Below are 19680 nucleotides of genomic sequence, written 5' to 3' on the forward strand. Positions count from 1 at the left end.
GGGCCCCGAGGCTGCTGTCGCCGTCACGTTCCGAAGGCGGTGAGTATCTCTACCATCCCTTTGATCCGTCGACAAAATGGCTGTGGCATGGCGCAATGAAAATACGCCTAAAATTTCACTATTGTGGCGGTGCCGCCACGCGACGCTTGGCAGCTCCCGCCAAGGCGGGTCATACTGTTGCCAAGTTGGGTTCCGAACAGCCGCCATCCTCGCCTGTCCGTTGGAGTTTTCGGACGGCCGTGGCGGCTCAGCATGTCGAAATTTGGAGGATTGCTTGATGTCCGACGCCGTCAAGGTCGGCTTCGTTCCGCTGTCGACCGCCCCGCGCGGTATCCTGGTGGCTTTTTGCGATGAGTCGCTGCGACTTGGAGTCGCGACGGAGAAGGCGCTCGGTGGCGCCTCCGATCTCATCAAGCGCGCCGCCGCCGCCGCCCGTTTCAAGGGCAAGGATGGCTCGGTGTTGGACCTCCTGGCTCCCGAAGGAATCAAGGTTCAGCGCTTGATCGTGATCGGAACCGGCAAGGGAACCGACCTCAAGGACAGGGATTTCCTCAAGTACGGCGGGAGCTTGACGGGAAAGCTGAACGCCGGGACTGAGGCCGTGACGGTGCTGGCCGAATTGCCGGCGGGACCGCTGACGCCGGATCAGGTCAGCTCGCTGGCCGCCGGCATCAGGCTGCGGGCCTATCGATTCGACCGCTACAAGACCAAGAAGAAGGACGAGGACGGGAGCGTCAGCGCCAACGTGTCGATCGCGGTGGCCGACGCCGCGGCGGCCAAGAAGGCATTCTCGCCGCGTTCCCACGTGACCGACGGCGTGATCCTGGCGCGCGATCTCGTCAACGAGCCGCCGAACGTGCTCTACCCGGAAGAGTTCGCCAAGCGCGCCGCTGCCTTGCGCAAGCTCGGTGTCACCGTGGAGGTGCTGGACGTCGCAGCCATGACGAAGCTCGGCATGGGGGCGCTGCTCGGCGTCGGCCAGGGCTCGGCGCGGCCCAGCCGCACGGTGGTCATGCGCTACAATGGCGGCAAGCGCGGCGAGCAGCCGGTCGCGTTCATCGGCAAGGGCGTGTGCTTCGACACTGGCGGCATTTCGATCAAGCCGGCCGGCTCGATGGAGGACATGAAGGGCGACATGGGCGGCGCTGCCTGCGTCGTCGGCCTGATGCACGCGCTGGCTGCGCGCAAGGCCAAGGTCAACGTCATCGGCGCGATCGGCCTGGTCGAGAACATGCCGGACGGCAATGCGCAGCGCCCCGGCGACATCGTCACGTCGATGTCCGGGCAGACCATCGAGATCATCAACACCGACGCGGAAGGCCGGCTCGTGCTTGCCGACGTGCTCTGGTACGTGGCGACCAAGTTCAAGCCGAAATTCATGATCGATCTGGCGACGCTGACGGGGGCAATCATGGTTGCGCTCGGCACCGAGCACGCCGGCCTGTTCTCCAACAACGAGGATCTCGCCGACAAACTGATTCAGGCAGGGCAGGAGACCGGCGAGAAGGTCTGGCGCATGCCGCTCGGTCCCGAATACGACAAGCTGATCGATTCGCAGTTTGCCGACATGAAGAACACCGGCTCGCGCCACGGCGGCTCGATCACGGCCGCGCAATTCCTGCAGCGTTTCGTCAACGAGACGCCGTGGGCGCATCTCGACATCGCCGGCACTGCGATGGGCGCGCCGAAGTCCGAGATCAACCAGAGCTGGGGATCAGGCTATGGCGTGCGACTGCTCGACCGGCTGGTCTGGGATTCCTACGAAGCCAAGAGCTCTTGATAAGGCTTGATCGCGGGCGATGACCGAAGTCCTGTTCTATCATCTGCAGAACATGACCCTGGAAGGCGTGCTGCCGCCGCTGCTCGAGAAATCGCTCGAGCGCGGCTGGCGGGTCGTCGTACAGTCGACGTCGGAGGAACGTGCAGATGCGCTCGATGCGCATCTGTGGACCTATCGTGACGATTCGTTTCTGCCGCACGCCACCTGGCGCGTGGCTGATGTGGCCGATCAGCCGATCGTGCTGACCGTCGAAGAGAGCAATCCCAACGCAGCGAACGTCCGATTCCTGGTGGACAACGCGTTGCTGCCGTTGGACTCGAACACCTATGAGCGCATGGTGCTGGTGTTCAACGGCGACGACACGGACGCGCTTGCTGCAGCGCGGTCGGCTTGGACCGATTGCAAAACCCGCGGATTCGATGTCACCTACTGGCAGGCCGACGAGCGGGGACGCTGGCAGCGTCGGCAATGATGACCGGTACGTTGCGGATGCGCCGACGATGGCCGCGCACGGCGATTAATGATAATCTGCCGATTTGCGGGGCGAGCGTTGGCAAAGCCACGAACGTGCCGCAAAGTGATGTTGGGACAACATGTTGCTTCATCCTGGAAGTTGCAATCCAGCAAGGTTCATCGTGCAAGACCACAACAAAAAGCTGACGCGCGTTCTGGCATTTCTTGTGCTTGCACCGGTCGTGTCCGGATGCTCGGGAACGCCTGATTTTCTCTCCAAAGATACCGAATGGTTCAACCGGCCACAGCGCCTCTTCATCAAGAGCATCTCGATCGATGCGCCGCCGCTATCGCCGGAAAAGCCTGTGCTTGCCGAGGATCTCGTCAGCGCTGAAGGAGCATGTCCAGGCATGGCGCCGGCCGCCGGTGATCCCGGGGCGAATGCGTTGGCCAGCGATGCGGCCGCGGCACCGACAGGCGCTGGCGGCACGGTTGCGCTCGGCCATACCGAATGCGACGTGGTGCGCGGTATCGGCGCGCCCGATAGCGTCAACATTTCCAGCAATGGCGGCGACCGAGTCGCCACTGTGACGTGGCTGCGCAGCGCGCGTGCCGGTGTCTACACCTTCACCGGCGGCCGCCTGACCTCGGTCGAGCGCGCGCCTGATCCAGGCCCGGCGCCGAAGATGGCCAAGCCCAAGGCGAAGAAGCGGACCGGCTGAGCCGACGATCAAGTGCGTTCCCGGCCGACTGCCGAACGTCCGTTCGTCAGCCCATCGCCTCGTCGTACAGCGTGCTGGCTTCCAGCCACACTTCTTCCGCGCGCGCCAACGCCTCGGCGGCATTGGCGCGCGCCTTCGATAGCTGCGCTGCCTGTTTCGGATCCCGCGTGAAGATGTCGGGCAGCGACAGCGCACCGTCGATCTTGGCGATGATCTCGGTGATGCGCGTGATCTCGGCCTCTGCGGCCGAGATCTTCTGCTTCAGCGCGCCCCGCTTGTTGTCGCCACGCGGCCGCTCCGGTTTGTCCGTCGCCTGCGGTCGTTCCGTCTCGCGCGCGGGCGCGCCGCTGCGGGCCGACAGAATCATGCGCCTGTAGTCGTCGAGATCGCCATCATACGTCTTGACCGTTCGATCGCCCACCACCCAGAGCTGGTCGGCGCAGGCCTCGATCAGATAGCGGTCGTGCGACACCATGATCACGGCGCCCGGAAACTCGTTGATCGCCTCGGCGAGCGCGGCGCGGCTGTCGATGTCGAGATGGTTGGTCGGCTCGTCCAGGATGATCATGTTCGGACCGAAGAAGGTCGCGAGTCCGAGCAGCAACCGCGCCTTCTCGCCCCCCGACAGGCTCTTCACCAGGGTGTCCCCGGCCTTGCCTGAAAAGCCGATCGCGCCGGTGCGCGCGCGGACCTTCGACTCCGGCATGTCGCCCATCAGCTTGCGGACGTGGCTGTAGGGCGAACCGAGCTCGTCCAGCTCATCGAGCTGATGCTGGGCGAAATAGGCGATCGACAGCTTGTCGGCCCGCGTGACTTTGCCGGAGAACGGCGCGAGCCGGCCGGCGAGCAGCTTCACCAGCGTGGACTTGCCGTTGCCGTTGGCGCCGAGCAGCGCGACGCGGTCGTCATTGTCGATGCGCAGCGTGACCCGGTTGAGCACGGCCTGTGCGGGGTCGTAGCCCACCGACACGTTGTCGACGGCGATGATCGGCGGCGACAGCAGTTTCTCCGGGGTGGGGAAGGTGATCTCGCGTACGTCCTGGGTGACGAGCGCTGCGATCGGCTTCATCCGCTCCAGCATCTTGACGCGGGATTGGGCCTGGCGCGCCTTCGAGGCCTTGGCCTTGAAGCGGTCGACGAAGGCTTGCAGGCGCGCGCGTTCCGCTTCCTGGCGCTTGACGGCCTTGGCGTCGAGCATCTCCCGCATGGCGCGCTGCTCCTCGAACGAGGAATAGCTGCCGCGGTACAGCGTCAGTTTGCCGCGGTCGAGATGCAGGATCTGATCGACCGAGGTCTCCAGCAGGTCGCGATCGTGGCTGATCACGATCACCGTGCGCGGATAGTGCGCCAGATGATCCTCGAGCCACAGCGTGCCCTCGAGGTCGAGATAGTTGGTCGGCTCGTCCAGCAGCAGCAGGTCGGGCGCGGCGAACAGCGTCGCTGCAAGCGCGACCCGCATGCGCCAGCCGCCGGAAAATTCGGCGCAGGCACGCGCCTGGTCGGCGGCAGAGAAGCCGAGGCCGCTGAGGATGGCGGCCGCGCGCGCCGGCGCCGAATGCGCGTCGATATCGACGAGCCGGGTCTGGATCTCAGCGATGCGGTCGGGGTCATCAGCGGTCTCGGACTCGCGCAGCAGGGCATCACGCTCCAGATCGGCCCGCAGCACCACCTCGATCAGACTCTCCGGTCCGCTTGGTGCCTCCTGCGCGAGGCTGCCGATCCGCCAGCGCGGCGGCAGCGCGATCGCGCCGTTCTCCAGCGACAGTTCGCCGCGGATCGCCTTGAACAGCGTCGATTTCCCGGTGCCGTTGCGGCCGACCAGACCGACGCGTGCGCCGGGTGGGATCTGCACCGAGCTCTGGTCGATGAGCAGCCGTCCGGCCAGGCGGATGGAGATGTCGGTGATGGAAAGCATGCGCGCCTTGTCACCGCGCGCGCGGCCAAACGCAACCGCTTTGTGGCCAGCAGCTTGCCGTGAGGAGGTCCAGGGCCTCCTCGAAACGGCCTACTCGAGACGCGCCGCCACGCCCTCGTGCTTGCGCAGCTCGTCCATCAGATGCTCGAGCCGACAGGGCAGCTGCGAGCCGTCGGGCGGCAGGCTACGCTGCAGCCGTTCACCCACGGCCTCGCAGATCGATCGGCTGGTCTTGCGATCGAGCGCCTCGCCGAGGTCGGAGGTGCGGCCAGTCATGACGGAGTTCCACCAGCATTTGTAACAGGATGCTGTAACAAGTCATGGCTGCGGAATAGGTTTCCGCCAAGGCCGCAGATACGCGGCTTTTGAGTTAAAAATTATGAAAAAAGCCCCGGCGTGGGGGACGCCGGGGCAATGCGAGTTCGGTGCGGCGGGGGGCGGGTGCCGCGCCGAGGCTCGTATGGAGGCTCGTATCAATAGCAGCGGTTGATCAAGCGCCAGCGCGGTCCCCACGGGGTCGGAACCACACGGCGCACGTAGCAGCCGCCGCCATAGCCGTAGCTGTAGACCGGGCCGCCGACGAAGACCCGGGGGCCGTAGAACGGACGGTGCCAGCCGCCATGCCATCCACCGTGCCAACCGCCACCGTGCCAATGGGCCGAGGCTGCGGTCGGCGACAGCGCGGCTGCGCCCAGCGAAACGGCGGCGACCGCCATGAGGGAGAGTTTGCGCAACATGATCGTCTCCTGGATTACGGCGCTGGTGGCGCCCACATTGTCCCCGACGCTTGAGGCTGGGAGAAGGCGGTCGCTGAATTCAGGCCATCCTCACCCGATGCCGTGAACATATGAGACCCAAGCTGAACGCAGCTGACACAGGCCCTTCAGACTATGTTCAGAATTGTGAAATTGTCGTAATGCGTCGTGCCATGGATCGGGCCTGGGTCGCTTGCCGTTGCCCGGCTGCGTCGATATAAGCCCGCAACTCACCCAATTCCCGCACCTCCAAGGACGATATCATGGCGATTGAGCGCACGTTTTCGATTATCAAGCCCGACGCGACCGAGCGTAATCTCACCGGCGCCGTCAACGCGCTGATCGAGAAGGCCGGTTTGCGCATCGTGGCGCAGAAGCGCATCCGCATGACCCGCGACCAGGCCGAAACCTTCTATGCCGTGCACAAGGCACGCCCGTTCTTCGGCGAACTGGTCGACTTCATGATCTCGGGCCCGGTCGTGGTCCAGGTCCTGGAGGGCGAGGGCGCCATCCTGAAGTACCGTGACGTGATGGGCGCCACCGACCCGTCGAAGGCCGCCGACGGCACCATCCGCAAATCGCATGCGAAGTCGATCGGCGAGAACTCGGTGCACGGATCGGACGCGGTGGAAACCGCCGCGGTCGAGATCGCGCAGTTCTTCTCCGGCAATGAGATCGTCGGCTGACGATCTCATGTGCGGCGGAGAGCAACCTCCGCCGCACATCGCACCCGCCCGTACTATCCGCTGAACTTATCTGGAAGGTCCGGCCGTGAACTGGCTGTCGCAGCTCGCTGATCCCGCCACTTTCGGCCATTTGCTCGCTCAATTCGAAGCTGACCTGCAGAGCCCGGGCTTCTGGCTGGCGCTCGGCAAGATCGTCTGGATCAATGTGCTGTTGTCCGGCGACAACGCGCTGGTGATCGCGCTCGCATGCCGGGGCCTGCACGGCCGGCATCGCTTCTGGGGCATGGTGGCCGGCTCCGGCATCGCGGTGGCGCTGCGCATCGCCTTCACCGGCATCGTCGCCACGCTGATGGCGCTCCCCTATCTGAAGCTGGTCGGCGGGCTGGCGCTGCTCGTCATCGCCGCCAAGCTGCTGGTGCCCGAAGACGAGAACGACGACATCGCCGCCGGCACGACGCTGTGGCATGCGGTGCGCATCGTCGCGCTCGCCGACCTCGTGATGAGCCTCGACAACGTGATCGCGGTGGCAGCCGCCGCGAACGGGCAGGCTTCGCTTTTGATCATCGGCCTCGCCATGAGCATCCCGCTGATCATCGCCGGCGCCGCGCTGATCATGCTGGTGCTCGACCGCTTTCCGCTGCTGGTCTGGCTCGGCGCCATGCTGCTGGGCTGGGTCGCCGGCGAGGTGATTGCGACCGATCCGGCCATCGAGCCGCTGCTGCATCATGTTCTCGACGGCACCGTGGTCATCAACATCGAGGCGGCCTCGGCCCTGTTCGCCGGCAAGACGCATCTCTCCAGCCATGTCGACGTCATGGAGACGCTGATGTCGCTGCTCGGCGCCGCGGTCGTGCTGGTCGCGGGCTCGATCTGGCGCGGCCGCGCCCTGCAGCGCCGGGCTGAGGGCGAGCTGGAAGCGGTTCCGGCTCGCGGGGTCGATCTGCCGTAGCTGATCGTCAGGACGCGTCGCATCCGATCTGGAGGCGTCAGGACTTCGCATCCAGCCGATCGAGGAATTCGCGAACGGTATGCACCGATCCTGTGGCGGCTGGCTGGTAGCCGGGCAGGGCCGCGATGGCGCGATGGAATTCGTCGCCCTTCATCACCGCGAGCACCCGCCGCATCGGGTCGGTTTCCAGAAACGACGTATGGCAGGCGAAGAAATAGTCCTCGGTGAGGATCCGGATGAAGTCGAGCCCGAACTGCCGCGCGGCGGCCTCGACGCCGAAGCAGACGTCGGCCATGCCGCTCGCGACATAGGCCGCGACGGCTGCATGGGTGAACTCGATCTGCTGCGCGCCATTGATGCTGGTTTCGTCGATGCCTTGTGACGCGAGCAACTGATCGAACAATAGGCGGGTGCCGGAATCATGATCGCGATTGACGAAGCGCGCCTTGCCATCGGCAAGATCGGCCAACGAGCGGATGGACAGCGGATTGCCGCGCTTGACCATCAGCCCCATTTCGCGGGTCACGAAGCTGATGACGCAGTCCTGCTTCGGATCGAGCCAATCCCGGCAGGCCTGGATGTTCTGGGCACGCAGCTCGCCGCGCGGCAGATGCAGTCCCGACAGGTCGCATTCGCCTTGCGCCAGCGAGGCCAGTGAATGCTGGCTGCTGACATAGCGGACATCGACCCCGACACCTGACTCGCGATCCAACAGCTCGCGCAGCTTGGCGACCGCGAAGCCGTGACTGGCATGAACACGGATCACGCCAGGATGCGGCTGCAGGAACGGCTTGATCTCGGTGACGAGCTCCTGCGCGAGATTCTCCAGCTGCGGGCCGAGACGTGCTTGCATGCGCTCGCCGGCCCAGACCAGCTTGTCTCCGAACGCTGTGAGCTTCGATCCCTTGCCGCGCTGCGTCTCGACCAGCTGCACGCCGAAGAATTCAGACCACTGCTCGATCAGATTCCAGACGTGGCGATAGGAGAGATGCGCGTCGCTGGCCGCGCTGGTGATCTTACCCGTCCTCCTGATTTCGCTGAGCACGCGGAGCATCACGACGATGCTCTGCGGGCCGTCGTCCTTGTAGAAGCGCCAGACAGGTTCGATCGCGATCCGCAACATCAGGGCCTGCTTGTGAAGTCGGCTTCATATGATTGCCGGCCATAGGCAACAGATATCATATTTACGAACGGATGTTTGTTCTTACCTTCGTTGGCATACAACAAACGGAGGAAATATGATGTCGATTGCATATGACTACGAGCGTGGCTCGACGACGTCGTCGTATCTGACGAAGCCGTTGCAGCTCCTGATCGGCGGCCGGCATGTTCCCTCGGTTTCGGGACGCACCTTCACGTCGCTCAATCCTGCAACTGAGCAGGCGATTGCGACGGTCGCGGAGGGCAATGCCGAGGATGTCGATCTCGCGGTCGCTGCGGCCCGCAAGGCCTTCGAAGGGCCGTGGCGGACGATGCGTGCAGCGGAGCGTGGCGCGATCCTGCTGAAATGGGCGCAGCTGTTGCGCGACCATGCCGACGAGATCGTCGAGCTCGAAAGCCTTGATGCCGGCAAGCCCGTTGCGGCAGTCCTGCGTCAGGATCTTCCCGCGGCGATCGATACACTCACATACTACGCCGGCTGGGCCGACAAGATCAGCGGTGATGTCGTGTCGACGCGCGATGATGCGCTGACGTATACGGTGCGCGAGCCGGTCGGCGTGGTCGCGGCGATCGTGCCGTGGAACTTCCCGCTGATGATCGGCATGTGGAAGCTCGCACCGGCGCTGGCCTGCGGCTGCACGGTGGTGATGAAGCCCGCGGAGCTGACGTCGCTGTCGGCGCTGCGGATCGCTGAGCTCGCGCTCGAAGCCGGGCTGCCGCCGGGTGTCCTCAACATCGTCACCGGCCCCGGACGCACCGTTGGCGAGGCGCTGGTCAACCATCCCGATGTCGACAAGGTCACGTTCACGGGATCGCCGGGCGTCGGCCGCGGCATCATGAAGGGCGCCGCTGGTAACTTCAAACGCGTGTCGCTCGAGCTCGGTGGCAAGTCCGCCAACATTATCTTCGACGATGCCAATATCGAAGCCGCGTCGAAGGCGGCGGCCAGCGGTGTCTTCTTCAACGCGGGACAGGTGTGCTCGGCCGGCGCTCGTGTGCTGGTGCAAGAGCGCGTCTATGACGAGGTCGTCGAGCGCCTGACGGAGCGGGCGAGGGCGCTGCGGATCGGTGATCCGCTCGATCGCGCCACGACCCTCGGTCCGGTCATTTCCGAACGGCAGATGAAGTCGATCCTCGACTATGTCGACATCGGCCGCAGCGAGGGCGCCACGCTCGTCACCGGTGGCGAGCGAGCGGCAAGGCGCGGCTATTTCATCAGCCCGGCCGTCTTCGCTGGCGTCACGCACGACATGCGGATCTCGCAGGAGGAGATCTTCGGTCCCGTCGTCAGCGTGATCAAGTTCAGGGACGAGGCCGATGCGGTGCGCATGGCCTACAGCCTCGCGGCCGGCGTCTGGAGCCGCGACATCGGCCGCGTCCAGCGCCTCGCCAAGCGGCTGCGCGCGGGCACGGTGTGGATCAACACCTATGGTTACACCGATGTCCGGTTGCCTTGGGGCGGTGACCGCGACTCCGGCCTCGGCCGCGAGCACGGGACAGCGGCGCTGGACAACTTCACCGAGCCCAAGGCGGTGTGGATGAACCTGGCGGTTTGATCGAGCGCGCCGAAGTGGACCGAGCGCGATTTTTCGATATAGTCAGGCAGAAATAACGCTGAATTGATGCGGAGCGCGTGATGGAGCTGCGGGCCAAGGCGCTGACGAGCTGCGAGGTGGTGGAGCAGGGCGAGACGATCTCGCTCGGTTTCGAGGATGCCGCAGGCAATCCGGCCGCGCTCAGCCTGTCGGTCAGCCAGGCCGGCGCGCTGGTCATGACGCTTCCGGGTCTCCTCGAGATGGCGCTGCGCACGCGCTACGGCGATCAGGCGCTGCGCTATACCTATCCGCTGGCATCCTGGACCATCGAACAGTCGACAGACGCCACGCAACGCATCATGACCCTGGCGACGCTCGACGGCTTCAGCGTTCGGTTCGCGATTCCGAAGGACGAGCAGAACGTGCTCGGCGAGGCCTTGCTGGCCCAGTACCCGGCTGCAGCGGCGGTCCTGCCGAATTGACGGGAAGACCGCGGCTGACGGCCGGGATTACACCGTTCGTCGGCGCATGATGGATTGCTGAGTGTCTTAGGATTGTTCGCCAAGGGTCTTGGGCCGCACTGGACCGCTGATGTGGAGCAGGCCTGGCGCAAGGTCTACGGCGTCATCGCCCAGCGCATGATCGCGATTTCGGCCGGCGCTCCGCGGTCCTGACTAGCTTCGCACGATCGAGCCGGAGCGTCCGACCAGCCGCGCCAGCTGCTTGAAGCGGCCGCCGACGCGGTCGGCGACGAGGTCGACCATCTGATGCTCGAATATCAGCATCAGCTTGCGATCCTGGGTGCGGAAATGGGTGGCCGGCAGCACGCCGGGCCGCGCCGCGGAGATCAGATGGGCGACCCGAAAGGCCGTGCCCAGGACGCGTGCACGGTCGATCGCGGCCTGGCTCAGCTGCTGCGTCAGCGGCGGCGGCGCCGTCTCGTCGCGCAGGCCCTCGTAGCGGAAGAACACCGACAGCGCCACGAAGATGCGGCCTTCATGGCTGATCGAACCGAAATTGCCGTTGAGCACGATCCCGTAGGTCTGCTCGCCGCGATGATCCGGATGCATGCGCCAGCCGATGTCCGACAGCAGACAGGCGGCGTGCCGCAGCCGTCGCTCCTCCTCGGTCTCGCGGATATGCACCACCCGGAACAGGCGGTCGGTCCAGTCGATCAGCTCGCGGGCATGCTGCGCGGAGCGCGACAGCAGTTCGTTCAGATCCTGGGCCGCGCAGAGCAGGCCGTCCTTGGCGCGCTCGGTGTCCGGGAGCTTGGAGTAGAGCAGGCCCTCGCGCACGCCGAAGGTCGAGAACACGACGGTCGTTGGCCTGGCGATGCGGATGACGTGTTCGAGCACCAGCGCGGCATAGGCGAGCAGGGGGCGGCGCGCCTCGGCGATCGCCTCGATGTCGGCCAGCATGTCGGCGGCGACGAGGCGGCGCAGTCGGCGGACGAAGGCGAGCGCTTCCGCGGCCGGGATCGCATAGCCATGCATGACGCCGAGCGGATAGCCACTCTGGATGATGTGGATGCGGGCCAGCGCGCGCCAGGTGCCGCCGACCGCATAGAAGGTTCGGTTCTCGCCGGCGAGCAACTGCGGCAGGTCGGTCAGCGCCTCGCTCGCGATCCGCTGCGCCTTCTTGAGCGACTTTTCGGCGAGATCCTGCAGCGCCAGGCTGCCGAGCGGCAGGGTCACGCCGCTGCGGACCTGGTGGCCGCGGACGTCGATGAGTTCGAGCGAGCCGCCGCCGAGGTCACCGACGATGCCGTCCGGCTTGTGGATGCCGGAGATGACCCCGAGCGCCGAGTAGCGCGCCTCTTCCGGGCCTGTCAGAATCTGGATCGAAGCGCCGCAGATCTTCTCGGCCTTGGCGATGAAGTCGGGGCCGTTCGAGGCGTCGCGACAGGCCGCTGTCGCGATCGCATGGACTTCGCCGACCTTCTGGACCTTGCACAGCGCGCGGAAGCGCTTCAGCGCCGTCAGCGCCTTGTCGACCGCGTCGGCTGCGAGCAGACCGGTGGTCTGGACCTCGCGGCCGAGCCCGCACAGCGCCTTCTCGTTGAACACGGTGACGAGGCTGCGCTCCATCGCCTGGTAGACGACGAGACGGACCGAGTTCGAACCGATGTCGATGACGCCAACGCTCGCGGCCCTCGTATCGGGCCGTTTCACCGCGGTATTCCTCGATTAAGGATGGTACGAGGAACGCTGCCCTTATGACGGGTGGCGTTCATTCCGGCGGGTGAGCCGGCGTGGCGATGATTCCTTGAGCGACTTTCCACGGCCGGACAGACTCGGATTCGTCATGAAGTAATTGTGCAGGTTGAACGGCTCCTCGCCCTTCGCGGCCTTCATACGCGTTGACGACCCGTCCGGCAACAATTGCCAGCTCTGCTCGGTGTCCTTGAGGTTCGCCACCATGATCTGCTCGAGGACCTGCTGATGGACGGTCGGATTCTGCAGCGGGCATAGCACCTCGACGCGGCGGTCGAGATTGCGCGGCATCATGTCGGCCGAGGAGATGTAGACGGCGGCCTTGGCGCTCGGCAGGCCCTGACCCATACCAAAGCAGTAGATCCGGCCATGTTCGAGGAAGCGGCCGATGACGGATTTGACACGGATGTTGTCTGACAGCCCTGGAATCCCGGGGCGCAGGCAGCAGATGCCGCGCACGATCAGGTCGATCGAGACGCCGGCCTGCGAGGCCTCGTACAGCGCGTCAATGATGTCGGGATCGACCAGCGAGTTCATCTTCATCCAGATCACGGCCGGCTTGCCCTGCCGCGCGAAATTGGTCTCGCCGTGGATGTGCTCGATCATGCGGTTGCGAAGCGTGAGCGGCGACACCGCCATCTTCTCGATGTCGATCGGCTCGGCATAGCCGGTGATGTAGTTGAAGACGCGCGTGACGTCGCGCCCGATCACCGGATCCGACGTGAAGTAGGACAGGTCGGTGTAGATGCGCGCCGTCACCGGGTGATAATTGCCGGTCCCTGTGTGGACATAGGTCGTGAGGCCGCCGCCCTCGCGGCGCACGACCATCGACAGCTTGGCATGCGTCTTCAGCTCCAGGAAGCCGTAGACCACCTGCACGCCGGCGCGTTCCAGATCGCGTGCCCAACGGATATTGGCCTCTTCGTCGAAACGCGCCTTCAGCTCGACCAGCGCCGTCACCGACTTGCCGGCTTCGGCGGCTTCCACCAGCGTGCGTACGATCGGCGAGTTGTTGGAGGTGCGGTACAGCGTCTGCTTGATCGCGACCACGTCGGGGTCGCGCGCCGCCTGTTGCAGGAACTGCACGACGACGTCGAACGACTCGTAGGGGTGATGGACCACCAGGTCCTTCTGCCGGATCGCGGCGAAGATGTCGCCGCCATGGTCGCGGACGCGCTCGGGATGTCGCGGCACATAGGGCGCGAATTCGAGGTCGGGACGGTCCACCCGCGTCAGCTGAGACAGCTCGTTCATCGCCAGCACGCCATCGACGCGGAATACCTCGTCGTCGGTCGTCGACAGCGCGTGCTGCACGAAGTCGCGCAGCTCTGCCGGCATGTTGGCCTCGATCTCCAGCCGGATCACCGAGCCGCGGCGGCGCCGCTTCAGCGCAGTCTCGAACAGCCTTACCAGATCCTCGGCCTCTTCCTCGATCTCGATCTCGCTGTCGCGGATGATGCGGAAGGCGCCCTGGCCCTTGACGGTGTAGCCCGGGAACAGGCGGCCGATGAACAGCCCGGTCGCCTGCTCCAGCGTGATCAGGCGGATCACGCCATCCTTGGAGCCGGGGAAGCGGATGAAGCGGTCGAGCTTGCCGGGCATGCGGATCAGCGCGTTCATCGGCCGGCCGTCCGATGTGCGCATCAACTGCAGCGCAACGGTGAAGCCGAGGCTCGGGATGAACGGGAACGGGTGAGCCGGGTCGATCGCGAGCGGCGTCAGCAGCGGGAAGATGTTGGCGAGGAAGTGGTCCTCGATCCAGGCGCGCTCGCTCTTGCTGACGTCCTGGCCGTCGACCAGCACGATCCCGAGCTCGGCGAGAAGCTTGCGCAGGTCGCGCCAGATCGCCTGCTGGTCGATCGCCAGCTGTGACACGGTCTCGTTGATCAGCTTGAGCTGCTCGGTCGGCGTTAGCCCGTCCGGGCTGCGCTCGGCGATGCCCTCGCGCACCTGGGCGCGGATGCCGGCGACGCGGACCATGAAGAATTCATCAAGGTTGTTGGCGGAAATCGACAGGAAGCGCACGCGCTCCAGGGCCGGATGGCGCGGATTCACCGACTCTTCCAGCACGCGGCGATTGAAATGCAGCCATGACAGTTCCCGATTGATGAAGCGCTCGGGGCTCGAGGCAATCTGGAGCGGGGCCGCCGAAGTCTGGTCTTTCTCTTGAGTTTCAATAACTTGTTCGGTGTCCATGAGAAAATTGATCCATATCCGATAGCGGCATCAAATCAGGGCGCAGCCGCGGACCGTAGCCCAATCTGCATGACCAAGGGATGACGTTCCCGGCACCATTGAGGTTCCGCGGCAGAGGATCGTCAAGATCGTCCGCGGCTTACGCGGGGCGGAGCAGCTCGGCGGCGAGCGCGCGGGTGATCGGCCGTCCCAGCCGCAGGGATTCGTTGTCCAGCAGCGCAATGGTCTGGCGTGCCGCAGCATACGACCGCTCGATGCGCGTGGCGAGGTAGTTCACTACCGCCTCGTCGATTGCGAGCTGCCGATCGGCGGCCAGCTTGACGATCAGGGCGCGGAACAGCTGGTCATCCGGCGGCAGCAGGGTGACAACCGGGACGGCGCGCAGTCGCGACCTGAGGTCGTTGAGCGCAATCGGCATGGCGGTCGGCGTCTGGCGCGCGGTGATCAGAACATAGGCCTCGTCCTGGCGCGCCAGGTTGAGCAGGTGAAACAGCGCGCGTTCGTCCAGATCGGTCGGCGTCAGGTCCTCGAGCACGAGTGCCCCGGTGGCCAGCGCGCCGGGCACGGCCGCGAGATCGAGGGCCTGCGCCGACAGCGAGCGGGCTCCGGCCTGTTCGGCCCAGATCGCGGCGAGATGGCTCTTGCCGGAGCCGTCGGGGCCGACCAGGAACATGGTGCGCGCCGGCCATTCCGGCCAGGCGTCGACCAGGGCAAGGCCGGCCGCGTTGCCCGGACCTTCGAGGAAATTGTCCCGCGTCAGGCTCTCCGCATGCGGCAGCGCGAAGGTCAACTGACGGGGGGGAATATGGCCGGCCAAGTGTGACGTGCTCCGTATCGTGTCATCCATGAGGTCGTCGGTGCAGGGCTCGGGTGCAGGCTTGGGTGCAGGCTTGGGTGCAGGGCTTGCAGACAGCTCATCGGACTTCGATGGTGTTCATGTGGCGCACCCACTCGATGAGATAAAGCCCGACCGACACGAGGGTAAAGACCGTCACCAGCACCATCAGCACGACGTCGTAGGGCTTCGGCTCGAAGCCGAAGCTGAGCGATGCGAGCACGAGCGCTGCGAATCCCACCTGCGCCACCGTGTTGAGCTTGGACACCATCAATGGCTTCATCGCGACCGGCCGGTCGAACAGCCAGGATACGATCACCGCGGTGACGATCATGATGTCGCGCGAGACCACCAGGATCACGATCCAGCGCGGGATCGCCCCCCAGATGCCGAGCGTGACGAAAATCGACACCAGCAGCGCCTTGTCGGCGAGCGGATCGAGCAGCGCGCCGAGCTCGGAGCGCAGATTGAAGCGCTTGGCAAGGAAGCCGTCGACCGCATCGCTCACGCCGGCGACGACGAAAACCATGAACGCGATCTCCATCTCGCCGGCCGCGATGGCCCAGACGACGATCGGAACCAGCAGGATTCGACCAAGCGTAATCAGATTGGGGAGAGTGTGAGGAATGGTCACGCAGCAGGTCCCGACGACAACTCGATCAAAATACAACCCGATTCCGAAGCGGGGCGACCGGTACGGTCTTTAGATAGTATGGGGACGAGCCCCTTGCGAGCCATTGCGCGCCGCCGGATTCCGACGTAACCAGCGGCCAGATTAGGGGTTTTTACCATGACCGAGCGCAAGAACGGGCTCACTTATGCAGATTCGGGCGTCGATATCGATGCCGGTAATCGTCTGGTCGATCTGATCAAGCCCATGGTGCGCGCGACCGCCCGGGCGGGCGCGGATGCCGAGATCGGCGGTTTCGGCGGTCTGTTCGACCTCAAGGCCGCCGGCTTCAAGGATCCGGTGCTGGTTGCCGCGACGGACGGCGTCGGCACCAAGGTCAAGATCGCGATCGAGACCGGGCTGCATGCCGGCATCGGCATCGATCTGGTCGCCATGTCGGTCAACGATCTCGTGGTGCAGGGCGCCGAGCCGCTGTTCTTCCTCGACTACTTCGCCTGCGGCAAGCTCGATCCCGAGGCGACGGCATCGATCGTCGCTGGCGTCGCCGAAGGCTGCCGGGAAGCCGGCTGCGCGCTGATCGGCGGCGAGACGGCGGAAATGCCCGGCCTCTACAAGGACGGGGACTACGATCTTGCCGGCTTCGCAGTGGGGGCTGCCGAGCGCGGCACGCTGTTGCCGTCGGCCGACATTGCCGCGGGCGACGCGGTGCTCGGGCTCGCCTCGTCGGGGGTCCATTCCAACGGCTATTCGCTGGTTCGCAAGATCGTCGCGCAGTCGGGCCTGGGCTTCGACGCGCCGGCGCCGTTTGCGCCGGTCATGACGCTGGGCGGCGCGCTGCTGACGCCGACGCGGCTCTATGTGAAATCATGTCTGCGCGCGATCCGCGAGACCGGCGCGGTGAAGGGGCTCGCCCACATTACCGGCGGCGGCTTCACTGACAACATTCCGCGCGTGCTGCCGAAACATCTGGGTGTGTCGATCGACCTTGCGCGCCTGCCGGTGCTGCCGGTGTTCAAATGGCTGGCGGAGCAGGGCGGGATCGCCGAGCTCGAGCTGCTGCGCACCTTCAATTGCGGGATCGGCATGATTGCGATCGTGAAGGCCGAGGCTGTCGACGTCGTCACCGACGTGCTTACCGCGAGCGGCGAACATGTCGCGCTGCTCGGCGAGGTCATCGCTGCGAGCGGCGAGCAGCGCGTGGTCTATAGCGGCGCGCTCGATCTCTCGCTCTGACGACGGTGATCCGATGAAGCGCCGCGTCGCCATCCTGATTTCCGGTCGCGGGTCCAACATGGCCGCGCTGATCCGTGCGGCGGGCGGGCCGGATTTCCCTGCCGAGATCGCAGTCGTCATTTCCAACCGCGCCGACGCTGCGGGCCTTCAGAAGGCGCAGGAGAGCGGTGTTCCGATCGAAATCATCGAGAGCAAGCCGTTCGGCAAGGACCGCGCCGGCTTCGAAGCGAAGCTGCAGCAGGCGCTCGATGCGCGCGGCATCGAGCTGATCTGCCTCGCCGGTTTCATGCGGCTGTTCACGGCGGAGTTCGTGCAGCGCTGGTATGGGCGGATGCTCAACATTCATCCCTCGCTGCTGCCGTCCTTTCCCGGCCTCGATCCGCACGGCCAGGCGTTGCGGGCCGGCGTGAAGATCTCCGGCGCAACGGTTCATTTCGTCATTCCGGAGACGGATGCCGGACCGATCGTTCTGCAGGGCGCCGTGGTGGTCAGGGATGACGACACGCCGGACACGCTATCGGAACGCATCCTCGGCATCGAGCATCGCATCTATCCCGAGGCGCTGCGGCTGCTGGCTAAGAGTCAGGTGCGGCTCGACGGCGATCTGTGCAGGACTTCGGCCGTGGAGCTGGCGGATCAATCGCTGATCTGGCCCATGGTCTCGTAGTAGCGGTGCCGGCTGGTCAAAAAAATCCCCGGCAAAGCCGGGGAACATCATGGCAGCCAATGCGACTGTGACGAAGTTTGATCATCCGCGGCGGGCGAGCGTTGCGCCGACCGTGTTGATTGGCGTCGGAGTGCGCGCGGAGGCGCCGCCTGCCTGGAGCATGCTCACGAGAGCTTCAGGTTCTCGGCCGAGGCCTTGCCGCGACTCTCCACCAGATCGTATTCGACGGCCTGGTTTTCGTTGAGCGTCGTCAGCCCCGCACGTTCGACAGCCGAGATGTGGACGAAGACGTCCTTGTCACTGCCGGCCGGTTTGATGAACCCATATCCTTTGGTCGGGTTGAACCATTTCACGCTGCCTTTGTAGGTCGGCATCGTTGTCTCCTCGTCTAGACTAAAAAAGACGCGGCCACGCTCACCGCGTGCCACGCCACGAACCGGCTTTCCCGAGATCTGCTCAATTTCCGAAGTTGCGAAACGCACAGTCGAACGGCCAAATCCGATTGTGCTGAGATAGCAACACGATTTTCTGCCGATATCAAGATTGAGACGGTGATGAGAACGCGTCGCGCAGTCGCGACTGGTCGTGGTACCGCAGTGCGTAGCGTGTGGCGCGGGAACCACAATTTTCGCAGGCGCAGGCGCGGCAGCGGCGATCGCAATTGACGGCCGGCGGGAACTGCAGGCAAATCCTCGCGGCCAATATTTCGACGAATTTGAGCTGATGGCGGGCGGGCAGCGATGCGCGGGGCATCTCAGGCCACACAGGATGGGCGATCGAGCACCGTTTCACGCGGTTCGACGCTGCTTGCCGTTGCGACCGGCCTTGCCCTTGCCCTGATGGCGAGCGCGGCGGACGCTGCCGGCATTCCAAACACCTCGGCGAGCCCGACCCCGACCCCGACCCCGACCCCGACGCCTACGCCGACTCCCACCCCGACGCCCACGCCGAGCCCATCGCCCAGCCCGGCACCGAACGCGATCAGTTCAGATCTATCATCGGGCCGATCCGTGCTCGATCTCGGATCGAGCTTCCTCGAGCGGCTCGGGAACCAGGCCACTCACGGCGGCGGCCGGCTGCTGCGGACCAACCCCGGGGGCGGCGGCGCGTCGGAAGCCGCGGACCAGCCGCGCTTCAGGGCCTGGGGTGAAACCTACGGCGTGACGGCCCGCGCCAAGGCGCAAGGCAACTTCGTCGGCGACAGCAGGACGACCTGGGGCGGCGTTGCCGGTCTCGGCATGCGCCTCGGCGCCGGCGTGAACATCGGCCTGTCGGTCGATCAGAGCCGCACGGCTGTCGATGTCCCGCTGGCGCTGCAGTCGGCCACGCTCGATTTGACGCAACTGGGCTTCAACGCCTCGGTCGACCAGGGGCCCTGGACCTGGGCCGTCGCCATCGTCCACGGCTTCGGCGGGATCAAGGCGCGCCGCGACACGAGCCTGGGTACGACGACGTCGGCCTATGGCGCCCATATCACCGGCGTGCTGAGCGAGCTGGACTATTATTGGAGTTCCGGAGAGAGCCGGGTGGTTCCGAAGCTCGCCTTCGAATATGCGCGCGCCACGACGGCGGGGTTCCAGGAGGCAGGCGGGCTCGATCCGTTGGCGGTCAGTGGGACGTCGCTGGAACGCGCGCGCGTTCTGATCGGCGCCGAGCTCGGCCACTATTTCGTCGTTGACGGCAGGATTCTCGACCTCTCGGCCTACGGCAAGCTCGTCGATAATTTTTCGCAGAATCTCGGCTCGGTGACCGTCAGCCTCGGTGCGCAAAGCATCACGCTGCAAGGACTTGGCGAGGGGCGCTATGGCGCGGACACAGGTGCGGCGCTTTCGCTGTCGCTGAGCAGCACGGCGCGCGTCTATCTGAGCTACGATGCGAAGCTCCGCTCCGCGCTGCAGTCGCATCAGGGCACGCTCGGCCTTGAACTCAAATGGTAGATCGGCAAC

The 19680-nt window shown here is 65.2% G+C and carries 20 protein-coding genes; 11 read left to right on the forward strand and 9 right to left on the reverse strand.

Annotation, left to right across the window (positions count from 1 at the left end):
- Positions 1-277: 277 nt before the first annotated feature.
- The 3 genes from LQG66_RS02870 to LQG66_RS02880 all read left to right on the forward strand — a co-directional run bounded on the left by LQG66_RS02870 (position 278) and on the right by LQG66_RS02880 (position 2955).
- Complete coding sequence (locus tag LQG66_RS02870) at positions 278-1780, forward strand: leucyl aminopeptidase (RefSeq protein WP_231323205.1); 1503 nt, start codon at positions 278-280, stop codon at positions 1778-1780.
- 19 nt (positions 1781-1799) lie between these two features.
- Positions 1800-2252 carry a DNA polymerase III subunit chi gene (locus LQG66_RS02875; protein ID WP_231323207.1) on the forward strand — a complete coding sequence of 151 codons (453 nt, stop codon included), beginning with the start codon at positions 1800-1802 and terminating at the stop codon, positions 2250-2252.
- A 208-nt stretch (positions 2253-2460) separates the two neighbouring features.
- Positions 2461-2955 carry a hypothetical protein gene (locus tag LQG66_RS02880; protein ID WP_231327671.1) on the forward strand — a complete coding sequence of 165 codons (495 nt, stop codon included), beginning with the start codon at positions 2461-2463 and terminating at the stop codon, positions 2953-2955.
- A gap of 46 nt (positions 2956-3001) precedes the next feature.
- On the opposite strand, the gene LQG66_RS02885 is transcribed toward LQG66_RS02880, so the two are convergent.
- The 3 genes from LQG66_RS02885 to LQG66_RS02895 form a co-directional block, all read right to left on the reverse strand.
- Entirely contained in the window at positions 3002-4870 is a 1869-nt protein-coding gene (locus tag LQG66_RS02885) for an ABC-F family ATP-binding cassette domain-containing protein (RefSeq protein WP_231323209.1), read from the reverse strand.
- Between the two features lie 90 nt (positions 4871-4960).
- A complete protein-coding gene (locus tag LQG66_RS02890) occupies positions 4961-5146 on the reverse strand; it encodes a hypothetical protein (protein ID WP_231323211.1) in 186 nt (61 codons plus the stop codon).
- A gap of 197 nt (positions 5147-5343) precedes the next feature.
- A complete protein-coding gene (locus LQG66_RS02895; protein WP_231323213.1) occupies positions 5344-5607 on the reverse strand; it encodes a sulfur globule protein precursor in 264 nt (87 codons plus the stop codon).
- Positions 5608-5888: 281 nt separating this feature from the next.
- On the opposite strand from LQG66_RS02895, the gene ndk reads away from it, so the two are divergent.
- A complete protein-coding gene (ndk, locus tag LQG66_RS02900) occupies positions 5889-6311 on the forward strand; it encodes a nucleoside-diphosphate kinase (RefSeq protein WP_231323215.1) in 423 nt (140 codons plus the stop codon).
- 85 nt (positions 6312-6396) lie between these two features.
- Positions 6397-7260 carry a TerC family protein gene (locus tag LQG66_RS02905; protein ID WP_231323217.1) on the forward strand — a complete coding sequence of 288 codons (864 nt, stop codon included), beginning with the start codon at positions 6397-6399 and terminating at the stop codon, positions 7258-7260.
- A gap of 37 nt (positions 7261-7297) precedes the next feature.
- Here the strand turns inward: LQG66_RS02905 and LQG66_RS02910 are convergent, their stop codons facing one another.
- On the reverse strand, positions 7298-8383 hold the full coding sequence (locus tag LQG66_RS02910) for a substrate-binding domain-containing protein (RefSeq protein WP_231323219.1): 1086 nt from the start codon (positions 8381-8383) through the stop codon (positions 7298-7300).
- Between the two features lie 118 nt (positions 8384-8501).
- Here LQG66_RS02910 and LQG66_RS02915 point away from each other — a divergent pair, with 118 nt between their 5' ends.
- The 3 genes from LQG66_RS02915 to LQG66_RS02925 all read left to right on the forward strand — a co-directional run bounded on the left by LQG66_RS02915 (position 8502) and on the right by LQG66_RS02925 (position 10630).
- Positions 8502-9977 carry an aldehyde dehydrogenase family protein gene (locus tag LQG66_RS02915; protein ID WP_231323221.1) on the forward strand — a complete coding sequence of 492 codons (1476 nt, stop codon included), beginning with the start codon at positions 8502-8504 and terminating at the stop codon, positions 9975-9977.
- Positions 9978-10057: 80 nt separating this feature from the next.
- On the forward strand, positions 10058-10438 hold the full coding sequence (locus LQG66_RS02920; RefSeq protein ID WP_231323223.1) for a hypothetical protein: 381 nt from the start codon (positions 10058-10060) through the stop codon (positions 10436-10438).
- A gap of 54 nt (positions 10439-10492) precedes the next feature.
- A complete protein-coding gene (locus tag LQG66_RS02925) occupies positions 10493-10630 on the forward strand; it encodes a globin family protein (protein WP_231323225.1) in 138 nt (45 codons plus the stop codon).
- On the opposite strand, the gene ppx is transcribed toward LQG66_RS02925, so the two are convergent.
- The 4 genes from ppx to LQG66_RS02945 form a co-directional block, all read right to left on the reverse strand.
- Complete coding sequence (ppx, locus tag LQG66_RS02930) at positions 10631-12130, reverse strand: exopolyphosphatase (protein ID WP_231323227.1); 1500 nt, start codon at positions 12128-12130, stop codon at positions 10631-10633.
- A 42-nt stretch (positions 12131-12172) separates the two neighbouring features.
- Entirely contained in the window at positions 12173-14368 is a 2196-nt protein-coding gene (locus LQG66_RS02935; RefSeq protein WP_231323230.1) for an RNA degradosome polyphosphate kinase, read from the reverse strand.
- A gap of 139 nt (positions 14369-14507) precedes the next feature.
- Positions 14508-15185 (reverse strand): HdaA/DnaA family protein, encoded by a 678-nt coding sequence (locus LQG66_RS02940; protein WP_231323232.1) that lies wholly within the window; start codon positions 15183-15185, stop codon positions 14508-14510.
- Between the two features lie 97 nt (positions 15186-15282).
- Complete coding sequence (locus tag LQG66_RS02945) at positions 15283-15837, reverse strand: CDP-alcohol phosphatidyltransferase family protein (protein ID WP_231323234.1); 555 nt, start codon at positions 15835-15837, stop codon at positions 15283-15285.
- Between the two features lie 156 nt (positions 15838-15993).
- On the opposite strand from LQG66_RS02945, the gene purM reads away from it, so the two are divergent.
- Together purM and purN are read left to right on the forward strand one after the other, a co-directional pair.
- Entirely contained in the window at positions 15994-17067 is a 1074-nt protein-coding gene (gene purM, locus LQG66_RS02950) for a phosphoribosylformylglycinamidine cyclo-ligase (protein ID WP_231323237.1), read from the forward strand.
- A 13-nt stretch (positions 17068-17080) separates the two neighbouring features.
- Positions 17081-17734 carry a phosphoribosylglycinamide formyltransferase gene (gene purN, locus LQG66_RS02955; protein ID WP_231327672.1) on the forward strand — a complete coding sequence of 218 codons (654 nt, stop codon included), beginning with the start codon at positions 17081-17083 and terminating at the stop codon, positions 17732-17734.
- A gap of 164 nt (positions 17735-17898) precedes the next feature.
- On the opposite strand, the gene LQG66_RS02960 is transcribed toward purN, so the two are convergent.
- Entirely contained in the window at positions 17899-18108 is a 210-nt protein-coding gene (locus LQG66_RS02960) for a cold-shock protein (protein WP_015667237.1), read from the reverse strand.
- A gap of 366 nt (positions 18109-18474) precedes the next feature.
- On the opposite strand from LQG66_RS02960, the gene LQG66_RS02965 reads away from it, so the two are divergent.
- Entirely contained in the window at positions 18475-19671 is a 1197-nt protein-coding gene (locus LQG66_RS02965) for an autotransporter outer membrane beta-barrel domain-containing protein (protein ID WP_231323239.1), read from the forward strand.
- Positions 19672-19680: the final 9 nt, after the last annotated feature.

This window comes from Bradyrhizobium ontarionense (assembly GCF_021088345.1).
Taxonomy (GTDB): domain Bacteria; phylum Pseudomonadota; class Alphaproteobacteria; order Rhizobiales; family Xanthobacteraceae; genus Bradyrhizobium; species Bradyrhizobium ontarionense.